The sequence below is a fragment of the Grimontia sp. NTOU-MAR1 genome, assembly GCF_035758505.1.
Lineage (GTDB): Bacteria > Pseudomonadota > Gammaproteobacteria > Enterobacterales > Vibrionaceae > Enterovibrio > Enterovibrio marinus.
In genome coordinates this window covers 1,278,682-1,290,749 of the sequence record NZ_CP142108.1, presented here as the reverse complement: position 1 = coordinate 1,290,749, position 12,068 = coordinate 1,278,682, and the positions used below count along the sequence as shown (strand labels likewise).

Genomic DNA, 12,068 nt, shown 5'->3' with positions numbered 1-12,068 from the left:
TTGTATTAACGCGTTAATGAATAGAAACAAAGTGGTTGGATTCTAAGCGTGCGTTTGAATTTGACGTGAAAACTGAAGAAAATCAATTCACGGCTGTTACCGGTGAATTTCACTTTTGTGACTGAAAACAAAAAAGCCGATTGCAAAGAATCGGCTTTTCTCGTTTGTGAAACAGTTACTTAGAAGGTGTAGTTTGCGCTAAGAGCGTAAATGTAAGCATCACCGCCAGCGGTAAAGTCATAGCTTGCGACGGCACCTCCAGGTAGGTTTTCGCTTTCCGTACCATTTACGTCGTCGCCACTCAAATAAGCGAAACCAGCATCAATACTTAGGTTGTCTGTGGCATAATAAGTTGCACCTAAGCTGTACCAATCACGCTCTGTATCTGGAATGCTAAGCGTTCTATGGGCATCTGGAACTGGACTTTCATCTTTTGCATAGCCCGCTCTTAGTTCCCATTTATCATTTAGGTAGTAGGTTGCTCCCAAGGAATAGCGCCAAGTGTTTTCCCATTTTTCGTCTTTCTGGAGGCATACTCCTTGCCCTGACAAACTGAGACATTGAGAGCTTGTTGCTCTGAGTTCTTGGAAGCTACTCCAGCCAATACGCATTGCACTGTAGTGAACCGCCCATTGTTCCCCAAGCTTGTGGAAGCCAGAGAATTCGAAAATATCCGGAAGGTTAAGCTCTAATTCACCTGCTACGGTTCCTGTTGCGGAAGTCCCTCTGTAATCACCCTCAAGGGTTATATCAACTTTTGAGCGGTAGCTAGCGCCTACTCGGTTGTTTTCATTAAATTGCCAAAGTGCACCTGCATTCCAACCAAAGCCCCAACCGTCGCCAGCCAAATATGAAATCTCATCAGTTGCTGACCCCCCTAAAACAAAGCCGCTACTAAGGATACCTTTTTGACGTTTTAACTCAGCATCTGCATATACTGCGTTGAGGCCAACACCAAGGCTCAACTGATCGCTAACTTCGTAAGCAAGGTTGGCATTGAAGTCTACTGTCAATAATTCAGTTTGCCCCCCGATTGCACCAGCTGGTGAATCTGTTGGGTATTCTGTGGACAGACCAAAGTTGGAAAAAGTTGAAAAACCAACCGCCATTTTATCATTCAGCGGACGAACGTAGTGAAAGTTTGGAACCAGAGCGTCTGGAGCAACGTCACTATGCTCGTCGGCTCCTAGAGTGGTTCCGTTTAAAGAAGCGTCGCTAACTTTGGCATCCACATCCGGCTGGATAAACGAAAGACCACCCGACACTTGTGCGGCATCGAACATAGTCATTGCTGCAGGGTTTCGAACAGCGACTGCGGCATTGTCAGCGATTGCTGCTTCACCGGCAAATGCGCGACCTAAACCGCTGGCGGAATGTTCACTGATTTGGAAGCCAGCGCCATGGGCCTGAAATGTGGCCAGCGCAATGGCTGTTGAAAGTAGGGTACGTTGCGTTACACGTTTCATTTGGAATTGCCTCTCTGTCACTGCCTTTTTTATTTTTGTCGTCTTCGACATTAGCCGCTCAAAACTTTTCAGCGCAGGTGTCGAATCGTTCTAAGACAGTATACGTAGCAATTTACCAAATGTTGTAGTTTTGTTATCAATAGTTTGCGCGAGATCTAGGCGCTAAAAGAGCAGTTGTTGAGAATAATTTCAGACTTTTGTTTAAAACGATTGATTTGACTGGTAAAAAAAACGGCAAAACACCTTTAAATTTATGCTATTCCGCCATTTTTCTCGAGTTTCACTGAACTGCTATTCGTCTGCGCTTTGTTCGGATTCTTCGTCCGCTGAAAAAATTGGCCAGCCGCCTAATTTCTTCCATTTGTTAACGATCTCACAGAAAAGTTCGGCAGTACGTTCTGTATCGTAAAGTGCTGAGTGCGCTTCACGGTTATCAAAAGGGATAGCTGCGGTTTGACAGGCTTTTGCCAGCACGGTTTGTCCAAATGCCAATCCGCTTAGTGCGGCAGTGTCAAAAGTAGCAAATGGGTGGAATGGATTGCGTTTTAGGTGGCTGCGCTCCGAAGCGGCCATCACGAAGCTGTGGTCGAAGTTTGCATTGTGCGCGACCATGATGGAGCGCTGACAACCTGCCGCTTTCTGCTCTTTGCGGATCAGTTTGAAGATTTCTTTCAACGCATGCTCTTCTTCAACGGCGCCACGTAGCGGGCTGAAAGGATCCTTAATTCCGTTGAACTCCAGCGCCTCTTTGACGAGGTTTGCACCTTCGAACGGAGAAACATGAAAGTGAATGGTTTTATCAGGAGAGAGCCAACCGTCTTCGTCCATTTTCAATGTGACAGCGCAGATTTCCAGCAGAGCGTCTGTTTGGGAATTAAATCCAGCGGTTTCAACATCAATAACAACGGGAAAATAGCCACGAAATCTTGCTTTTAGCGTGTTCAGGTTGGTTTCTTGGGTCATGCTTCGGATAACTTGTGAAAATGAGGCGTGCATTATGTCAGAAGCTGACTGGATTTTCATTTTCTAGTTTTGACGCGAGCGATTAAAATAAGGCTAAAGATACGGGCTCGCCTTCCGATAAGGTAAGCAATACCGTCCCACTTAGTCACAGGAACAGCCCCAGTATGAAGAAAGCATCGCTTTTGACATTATGCATTGCCGCAAGCTTTGCGCCGCTATCGGCGTCTGCGAGCAAGTATTACGGAGCGAAGCCTACGGAATCTGTTTGGAAGGTGAAGGTAGATACACCGATCGAGTGCCGTATTGAGCATATGATCCCAAACTACGGTATGGCGACATTTACTTCGCGCGCCAGCAAGAAAATCAATCTGGATTTTGAGTTGGAGATGCGCCGGGCAATGGGACAAACGCAAAATGTCTCCTTAGTATCAATGCCTCCGGTTTGGTTTGCTGGTGAGCCTGCGGAATATATCGATCGCTTGCGTTTCTATAAGCAGTTTAATGGCTACGTAGATGGGCAGACAGCCTGGAGTATGTTGTCTGAACTAGAAAATGGCCGTTACCCGACCTTTAGCTTTAAAGAGTGGCAAAGTAAGGGGAAGCGGGTCGATATTGCTTTGTCCTCAGTCTCCTTTCAGCAACCGTACAACGAATTCAGTAGCTGTGTGGCGCGTCTACTGCCTTATTCTTTTGAAGACATTGCATTCACCGTACTTCATTACAATGAGAACGGTGATGAGCTGAACAAAGCCTCTATGTCGCGACTCGCGCAAATTGCAGAGTTTGTCCGTTACAGTCCGGATATCGACTTAGTGTTGATGGCGACCTATACCGATGGCCGCGGGGCGAAAGCAGCTAACCAGAGAATGTCTGAAATCCGCGCTGAAAAACTGGAGCAGTACTTTATGTCATTGGGATTGCCTAAAGACAGGATTCAGGTAGAAGCTTATGGTGAGCGTCGCCCAATTGCCGAAAATGAAAGTCCAATCGGCCGAAACAAAAACCGTCGTGTAGTGATCTCGCTGGGTCGAACAATTATCTAGAGTGAATACCTAAAACCTCATTATTAAGAAAAAGCCCCGCTGATTGCAGCGGGGCTTTTTCTTTTATGCAGTTTCAGTTTCTTTTTCCGGCTTTGGAGTGATGATAGCCATCAAGGCTTCTTCATTGACCTCATCATGCTGCTCTATTGGGAGGTACTGCTCTGCATAGTGGATATAGATTTTCTCTTCAATAAATAGTCGGAAAAGTTGCTCATCGATATGTTTGTCTTTAGCCATAAAGGCCAGGATTTTAAGAGCCTCGCTAAGTGTTTTGGCCTTCTTGTAAGGACGATCACTCGCGGTAAGGGCTTCAAAGATATCGGCCACTGCCATGATACGTGCATCGACTGACAGCGAGCTTTCATCTAGTCCGTAAGGGTAACCTTTACCATCCAGCTTCTCATGATGCCCGCCTGCTATTTCCGGAACTCGTTCAAGGTGCTTAGGATAAGGCAGTTTCCGAAGCATATTGATAGTCTGGATAATGTGATCGTTGATGATAAAGCGTTCCTCTTCGGTCAAGGTGCCACGCTGTATAGAGAGGTTATAGAGTTCACCACGATTGTACTGAAGCTGTGGCACCGGCAGTTTGAACTCCCAATCCTTGAACGTATTGAGCTGCTGCGGCAGCCATGGGATTTTTTGGTCAACAGTATCCGAGAGGACATACTCTTTACATGGCAGCATTAAGCTTCCGCGGGCAGAACGTCTTGCTTCCTCTTCCCATGAAAGTCCTTGAATATCGTCGATGGTACGCATCCAACTGCGTTCAGCAATTTTCTCGAGTTTGGCGATGTTACTCTTATCCATAAACTCTCCGCCGACGTTGCACTTGGCGATGAAAGCAAACTCTTCGTCGAGGGTTTTATGTTCTTCTGCTAACCAAGCATCCAGTATTTCTGAGCTTTGACCTTCCAAACGTTTTTGCCAATATGTGATTTCGGCATCGCGCTTTAGTACTTCGAAACGAGTACGGACTTCGTGGATACGGTTGTATATGGTCTCAAGCTTGGTGGCTTTGTCCACGACAAACTCTGGTGTGGTGACCTTACCACAATCGTGAAGCCAGGCCGCGAAGTAGAGTGCTTCGCGTGACTGTTCGTTCAATGTGAAATCTGGGAAGCGTTTCTTATCTTTGCTGGCTGCCTCGGCGAGCATAAAGGTCAGCTCAGGTACACGCTGACAGTGACCGCCCGTATAAGGCGATTTGGTATCGATAGCCGATGCCATCATTTCAATAAAGGATTTGAACAGTTGTTTTTGCGCAGCCACACGATCCCAGTTCTCTTTGATTAGGGAAGCGAAGCCCAAGAATTGGCGGATGAATTGAAGCTTGTCATCCTGATCGTTTCCTGGGCAGCCATTGAAGCCCATCAAGACATAACCGACACAGTCTTTATCGCGATTGTACAATGGAACCAGCCATGCGTGTTTCAGCGAATCAGGCAGTAGTCCGCGTTCAATATCTGAGGAAGACGGTTTAAAGCTTAAGAAGTGTTGTCCCTGCAGTGCTTTTTCCATATCTGGCGAGTCAGCAAGTAGCTTCAGTAAGTCAATCTGGTTTGCTTCTGTCTGGCAAGGATACTGGGCTGTCAATGTCAGTTTATCGTGGCTTTCAGAAGAATGGGTCCAGAGCATGACGTAATCTGCACCTGAAGTTTGCTGACAATGAAGCGCGATGTCTGCCATCAACGAATCGAAGTTAGAGCTGTTGGAGACACGGTGCAGGGTTTGAAGGAAGTTCTGAATGGTTTCAGACATCATGTGAACGGATTCAGAAAGCTCACGGACTTCCACAATCTTTGAGGTTGGGGTGGAAACACTAGAGAAGTCAAGTCGGCGAATCTTCTGGGTTTCGTCAACCAGAACTTTCAGAGGATTAGCGATACGTTTAGATGCCCAAAGTACCATGAAGGTACCGATTAAGAGACCGAACATACTAATAGTAATTTGGTTGTTTCTCGCCTCAAGCGCGCTCTTAATCATCAATCGTTCTGGAATAGTTTTTGCCAGCCACAAACCTCGTTCGCCGCCAAAACTTATCCTGACCAAGTTTAGTGCCCACTTTTCTCCATTGTGATGAATCGTGGTATTTGATTCCTCCCAATCGCTGGTTTTAAAAAGGTGGTTAAACGGCGAAGCAGACATTGCTTCTAGATACATGCGCTGGTTCATACCTGAAGATGAATCAGGGAGAAATCCTGTGTGGGCGAAAACGCTTTTGTGGTCGTCCAAAAGCATGAGTTGGGTCTCTTCAGTGTCAACCAGGGAGTAGAGAAACTTGTTCAGCGAATCGAGTGTGATATCTACCGCGAGAACGCCGTTAATCTTGGCAAATTTCCGTGTCAGTGTGATCCCCATACGCTGGATAAACAGGTAAAAATATGGGTCAGTGACATGAATGCTTCCATCTTCAGGTGCGGCTTTGTACCACGGGCGTTGAGTTGGCTTGTAACTGATAAGGTCAGTATCAATTCGGATAGTTTTAAGATTTCCGTCGTAATGCGTCCGGATCTGGTGACCGACTTTGCTGTTGATATCCACCATGATATGACTGTTTTCTGGGGTGGAAAATTGTTCTTTCATAAAGTCGAGTTTGGTCGATCGGATGAATGCTGAACTTTCGTTGGGATAGCCGACATAGACTGATAACACGTCAGGGTTGCGCTCAAGAATAGCATTGATACTGGATAGCCAGCCATCGTCATAAGAGGCATATAAGCTATGGCCGAAATCTGAGTTGGCTAGCGCATCCATGGCGGTAACCACGGGTGAGGTCAGCTTTTGAAAGGAAAGCTTTATACGTTCTGCATTTTGCGCAGTGCGCTCTGCTGCCAATTGTTGATTGAGTTCTTTTGAGTTTTGGTAACTCAACACAATGAGTAGTGCAGAAAGCAGGGATACAACAATAAAAAAGATGCCCGCGATATGTATTTGAAGGGTGTAACGGCGCTTAGCCATGATAGTCCATTATCTTATTTATGAGACACTCGGTTAAGACTACCAGACAGTATCCGGTTACAAATTTTTTTGATGAGGCCTTTGAATTAAGTCACGAATATTTATAACTAAACAACCTGAAGAAGCAGGATTCAGGTTGCTTGGGTATATCGCAACTAAAAACGTTGCCATCACATCAAGCGGTTATTGTTTATACGCTTTTCCCACTGTCAAATGTTTGGGTAGATGATGGGTTCGGTTTTTAATGCATGGATAAGTATGTTTATTTTTAAGCTTAAATGTGGGCGAGGAAGACTACACCTCCCAATGAGAGGTGCAGTGAAGAGGAAGCTTGCTAGTTACCTAAGCCTGAAGAAGCACTCTTGTTCTGGATCAGCTCGATTTTGTAGCCATCTGGGTCTTCAACAAATGCGATCTCAGTGGTGCCGCCCTTTACTGGGCCTGGCTCACGGGTAATGTTTGCGCCCGCTTCTCGCAGTTTGTCGCATGTCGCGTAGATATCGTCTACACCAATCGCGATATGGCCAAAAGCAGAGCCGTGTTCATATTCAGATGTGCCCCAGTTGTAGGTCAGCTCAATCACTGCACCCTGTGATTCATCACCGTAGCCAACAAAAGCCAGTGTGTACTCGTACTGCTCATTTTCGCTTTTACGCAAAAGCTGCATGCCCATCACGTCGGTATAGAAGGCAATTGAACGATCCAAATCACCAACGCGGATCATGGTATGCAGAATACGACCAGTGCTCATGACATTCTCCTTAATTGTATTGTCGCGCCCAGTTTACCAACAAAATTTTCGTAACCCCAAGAGCCTTAAGTAAACAGATCCTCTGAAGGTTTCAGCGATATTGTGACTGTTCCAACTCACGGAACAACCAGTTTCGAAATGCTTCAATGCGCGGAAGCCTTGAGGAAGCGCCATCATACAACAAACTAAACTGCATGCCGGGCGTGAGTCCGATATCAAAAGGTTTGACCAGAAGACCCTGATCGATAAGTGCTTTCGACAAACTTTCCGTCCCCAAACATACACCGTGACCCGCAATCACTGCATTGAGCGCCATATCGAATGTAGGTACTTCCATCCATCTCAGCGCGCTGTTGTCGAACTTCACACCAGCTTTTTCAAACCACTTTGACCAAACTATCTCTTTAGAATTCACGCCATGTATCAACCAACACCGCTTGAGTTTTTCCGGGGAATCAAATTGTATAGAACGGGCAAGTTCTGCGGAGCAAAGCGGGTAAACCTCCTCTTGATAAAGGTGTTCGCAACGAATGCTGCCGGCTATGTCACTCTCTGTGATTTTCCCCTGCCGAATGGCTAGATCAATATCGCTGTGTAGGATTGCCACCCGTTTGATATCGCTATGTATGCGAATCGTGATGGTGGGGTTTTCCAACGTAAATCGCCATAGTCTTGGCATTAACCACAGCGACGCGAATGAGGGTGGGACGGTGACGGTCAACACGCCTTCCAGAGGTTCAGTCTGAATACGGTTTAAACCGACGATAATCTTTTCAAACCCCTCGGTAATAGGGGCAAGCAGCTGGTGGCCTTTATCGGTGAGCTGCATTTCCCGCCCATTTCTAAAAAACAGCTTACAGCCAAGGTTATCTTCCAGCCCTCTCAGTTGTTGGCTGACGGCTGCCTGGGTCACATTCAATTCTTTTGCTGCTGCGCTGTAGCTTTTCAGTCTCGCAGCGGCTTCAAAGTAGCGGAGTGCACTGAGATAGCGAAGTTGCTTGTCCATAAGTTCAGCTTATATCTGGTGTCAGATTTCATCGTTCGTGTTGAGTACAGAATACTAACAAAATGACATTAAACCATAACAACAGAGAACGAATGATGAGACCGTCAGCAAAGAGGACTATAAATATGATAATAGAGAAAATATTTAAAATTATTGGGTTAGGAAGTAGTTTCAGGGAGCGTAAAGTCGTGATTAGGAGCGATGGAATGAACTGCCACCTGAAGAAAGATATTGGTATCAACGATACGAGATGTGACAGTGGTGGCTCCCATGACTATCAGAAATATTTATAAAGAAGGCTGCCAATGGCAGCCTTCTTTTTATTCATCTGGGTAAATCTTTTCTTTGAATTCGCAGAGGTCTTCAATGATACAACTGCCACAACGCGGTTTGCGAGCCACACAAGTGTAGCGGCCGTGCAGAATAAGCCAGTGGTGAACATCGACCTTGAATTCCTTTGGCACGACTTTCAGTAGCTTTTCTTCTACCTGATCGACGTTTTTCTCCATCGCGAATTTGGTGCGGTTTGATACGCGAAAAATATGGGTGTCTACTGCAATAGTCGGCCAGCCAAAAGACAACAAAGGTAGATTTTGAATTGTGCGAAATGCTAGGTTCTAGCTACTTTTTGAAGTGATTGAAAAAACCGGAGCATTTAGCTCCGGCATTATTGATATGACGAGTTAAAAAGGGTTATTTATTTTGCAAAAATTTCAACAGGTCTTGGTTTAATCTGTCTTTGTGAGTATCAGACAAACCATGTGGTGCACCTTTGTAAATAATTAATTTTGCATCTTTTACCAATTCTGCTGCACGACCAGAGATTTCAAATGGTACTATTTGGTCATCATCACCATGAATAACTAAAGTTGGTACATCAAACTTAGCTAAATCAGGACGGAAATCAGTAGCAGAAAATGCTTCAATGGAATCATAAGTATTTTTTGCTCCACCCATCATGCCTTGACGCCAGAATGATTGGATCCAACCTTGTGAGACTTCTGCACCTTCACGATTAAAACCAAAAAATGGACCCGCCGCGATATCTAAATACAATTGTGAGCGGTTAACTTCGTGTGCATTACGAAGGCCATCAAAAACACTTTTTGCTAGTCCATTAGGGTTGTCTTTCGTTTTCATCATCAAAGGCGTAACTGCACTGATCAAAGCAGCTCGTTTGACTTTATCTGTACCATGACGACCAATGTAACGTGCGACTTCACCACCACCAGTTGAGAATCCAATAAGTGTCACATTATCCACTTTTAGCGCATCAATAACGGCTTTTAGGTCATCTGCATAATGATCCATGTCATTACCATGCCAAGGTTGGCTAGAGCGACCGTGACCACGGCGATCATGGGCGATAACGCGATAGCCATGCTCGGCTAGAAACTTCATTTGTGATTCCCAGCTATCTGAGCTTAAAGGCCAGCCATGACTAAAGGTCACGACTTCACCATTTTTTGGGCCCCAATCTTTGTAATAGATTTCAACATTATCTTTAGTAGTTATAAAGCTGGCTGTACGTTGGTACTCATTTGCGTTAATAGCAAGAGAACTCAATGCAACTGCACTTGCGACTAAACCTGAAGCGAAAGTTTTGATAAATTTTTTCATTGTATTTTGCTCTAGTATTTGAGTTAGGTTTTATGCATTTACGATTAATTGCACATCAATATTGTTGCGTGTGGCATTGGAGTAAGGGCATACGATATGCGCTTTATCAACCAGCTCCTGTGCTTGTTCAACCCCTTCTAAGAAGATGGACAGTTTTACCTCTAAACCAAAGCCAGTTTCAATTTCACCAATACCGACTTCGGCGGAAACTTCAACTGAAGCTGGTAATTTCACTTTTTGCTGTTGTGCTACAAACTTAAGTGCACTTAAGAAACAAGCTGAGTATCCTGCTGCAAATAATTGTTCTGGGTTAGTACCAGAACCACCAGCACCACCTAACGCTTTTGGTGTTGACAGTTCTACAGAAAGAGCTTGGTCGTCTGTTACTGAGCGACCTTCACGGCCACCAGTTGAAGTTGCTTGTGTTCTGTATAAAACGTTTTCTATCTTCATGATGTATTTCCTCATTGAGTTAATGTCAGGCTGTTGCCTTGTTGACGATTGTTATTTTGCGTGACATTAGAAAACGATTTGATACAATAAATATTTTATATATTGCAGATCGTATTTTTATGAAAGACCGTTTAGCAGCATTGTTTGAACATTTTTCGTTAAAAGCCCATGCGTTTCAGTCTGGCCCTTTATGTGGTTTAAATACGATTGAAAAACGCGGTGATTTAGGTCAGCTTCATTTAATAAAAGAAGGGAATGTTGAAGTTTGGCACGGTAAAAAGTTGGCGTACAAGATCGATGAACCTAGTCTATTACTTTACCCTAAACCTTTAACAAGAAGCTTCGTGTCAGCACCAAACACTGGAGCTCACTTTATTTGTGCTGATGTATCTTTTGAAGGTAAAGAGGCAAACCCTATTGTAAATGCGCTGCCGGATAGTTTGTGTTTACCTTTATCTGATTTACCTCATTGCCAACAAGTCCTTAATTTATTATTGGAAGAGTCTGCTGAGTGTTATTGTGGCAGACAAGTTTTGTTAGACCGTTTGTTTGAAGTTCTTTTAGTGCAGTTACTTAGAGAATTAATGGAAGCGGGAAGTATTAAAGTTGGTATGTTAGCAGGGTTGTCTGATCGTCGATTGCGAAAGGCGTTAGTGTCAATTCACGATAATCCTGAAAAAGAATGGACCGTAGATAATCTTGCTGCCAAATGTGGTATGTCACGTAGTGTCTTTTCTAATTTGTTTCGTACAACCATTGGAGAAACTCCGGTTCGCTATTTACAACGCTGGCGAATTGGCTTGGTACAAAAGTGGTTGAAAGAAGGTCAAACACTGAGTTTAATTTCAGAAGAAGCGGGGTATCAGAGTGAATCAGCTTTATCTCGAGCATTTAAAACTCAAATAGGCCTATCGCCAAGGCAATGGCTATTGAATGAAAAAGCAAAAAGTGACGGATAGCTTAGCACTAGAATGTCTATTCGTCAGTGGCACACTATAAAGACACAATTACGTCAGGGTTGACGATGGGACGTATTAGCACGTCTTAAACATAAACAGGGTTGACAGGTTCTAGTACGCTAGTATCTACATGATATTTAAGATAAAAATCTACTCCATACATAAAACATTTTTAAAAAGAATATCTGAATATTGCTTATAACAGCACAAAGCTACTCAGTTTTCTCCTTAAACTCACACAAATCTTCAATAATACAGGCACCGCATTTTGGTTTGCGGGCAACACAGACATAGCGGCCGTGTAAAATCAGCCAATGATGTACATCAACTTTAAACTCTTTCGGTACCACTTTTTCGAGTTTTTCTTCAACGGCAACGACGTCTTTGCCCATGGCAAACTTGGTGCGATTTGAAACGCGGTAGATATGGGTGTCGACAGCAATGGTTGGCCAACCAAAGGCGGTGTTGAGAACCACATTGGCTGTCTTTCTTCCCACGCCTGGCAGAGCTTCCAGTGCTTCGCGGTTTTCAGGCACTTCACCACCGTGTTGTTCAACGATGATGCGACAGGTCTTGATGACATTTTCTGCCTTGGAATTAAACAGGCCAATGGTTTTGATGTATTCCTTTACGCCATCAACCCCTAGGTTTAACAATGCCTGCGGCGTATTAGCCACCGGATAGAGTTTATCCGTCGCCTTGTTCACGCTGACATCCGTTGCCTGCGCCGAGAGCAATACCGCAATCAGCAACTCAAACGGTGTGTTCCAGTTCAGTTCAGTTTCCGGGTGAGGGTTTTCTGCTCTTAATCGCTCCAGTATCTGAACACGTTTTTCGTTATTCATT

At 44.6% G+C, this 12,068-nt stretch carries 10 protein-coding genes and 1 pseudogene; 2 read left to right on the top strand and 9 right to left on the bottom strand.

Going from position 1 to position 12,068, the window contains the following annotated elements; genetic code table 11:
* Positions 1-179 precede the first annotated feature (179 nt).
* Positions 180-1,466 (bottom strand): outer membrane protein transport protein, encoded by a 1,287-nt coding sequence (locus VP504_RS05930; RefSeq protein ID WP_062708274.1) that lies wholly within the window; start codon positions 1,464-1,466, stop codon positions 180-182.
* Between the two features lie 291 nt (positions 1,467-1,757).
* Complete coding sequence (rnt, locus tag VP504_RS05925; protein ID WP_062708346.1) at positions 1,758-2,429, bottom strand: ribonuclease T; 672 nt, start codon at positions 2,427-2,429, stop codon at positions 1,758-1,760.
* A 164-nt stretch (positions 2,430-2,593) separates the two neighbouring features.
* On the opposite strand from rnt, the gene motY reads away from it, so the two are divergent.
* The gene (motY, locus tag VP504_RS05920) at positions 2,594-3,472 is read left to right on the top strand and encodes a flagellar protein MotY (protein ID WP_325893384.1); all 879 of its coding nucleotides are present in this window, start codon (positions 2,594-2,596) and stop codon (positions 3,470-3,472) included.
* Between the two features lie 63 nt (positions 3,473-3,535).
* Here motY and VP504_RS05915 read toward each other — a convergent pair whose 3' ends face one another.
* The 6 genes and pseudogenes from VP504_RS05915 to VP504_RS05890 form a co-directional block, all read right to left on the bottom strand.
* The gene (locus VP504_RS05915; RefSeq protein WP_325893382.1) at positions 3,536-6,433 is read right to left on the bottom strand and encodes an HD domain-containing phosphohydrolase; all 2,898 of its coding nucleotides are present in this window, start codon (positions 6,431-6,433) and stop codon (positions 3,536-3,538) included.
* Positions 6,434-6,767: 334 nt separating this feature from the next.
* Positions 6,768-7,184, bottom strand: coding sequence for a lactoylglutathione lyase (gene gloA / locus VP504_RS05910; protein ID WP_325893381.1), 417 nt, complete (start codon positions 7,182-7,184; stop codon positions 6,768-6,770).
* Between the two features lie 91 nt (positions 7,185-7,275).
* Positions 7,276-8,190, bottom strand: a complete 915-nt coding sequence (locus VP504_RS05905; protein WP_325893380.1) for a LysR substrate-binding domain-containing protein — start codon at positions 8,188-8,190, stop codon at positions 7,276-7,278.
* 320 nt (positions 8,191-8,510) lie between these two features.
* Positions 8,511-8,768, bottom strand: a pseudogene (locus VP504_RS05900) (endonuclease III); the annotation flags it as partial.
* A 115-nt stretch (positions 8,769-8,883) separates the two neighbouring features.
* Positions 8,884-9,810, bottom strand: coding sequence for an alpha/beta fold hydrolase (locus VP504_RS05895; RefSeq protein ID WP_325893379.1), 927 nt, complete (start codon positions 9,808-9,810; stop codon positions 8,884-8,886).
* A 30-nt stretch (positions 9,811-9,840) separates the two neighbouring features.
* Positions 9,841-10,263 (bottom strand): organic hydroperoxide resistance protein, encoded by a 423-nt coding sequence (locus VP504_RS05890; protein WP_188731582.1) that lies wholly within the window; start codon positions 10,261-10,263, stop codon positions 9,841-9,843.
* Positions 10,264-10,301: 38 nt separating this feature from the next.
* Between VP504_RS05890 and VP504_RS05885 the strand changes: the two genes are divergently transcribed.
* Positions 10,302-11,222, top strand: a complete 921-nt coding sequence (locus VP504_RS05885) for an AraC family transcriptional regulator (protein WP_325893378.1) — start codon at positions 10,302-10,304, stop codon at positions 11,220-11,222.
* 212 nt (positions 11,223-11,434) lie between these two features.
* Here VP504_RS05885 and nth read toward each other — a convergent pair whose 3' ends face one another.
* Positions 11,435-12,067, bottom strand: a complete 633-nt coding sequence (nth, locus tag VP504_RS05880; RefSeq protein ID WP_325893376.1) for an endonuclease III — start codon at positions 12,065-12,067, stop codon at positions 11,435-11,437.
* Between the last annotated feature and the right edge of the window lies 1 nt (position 12,068).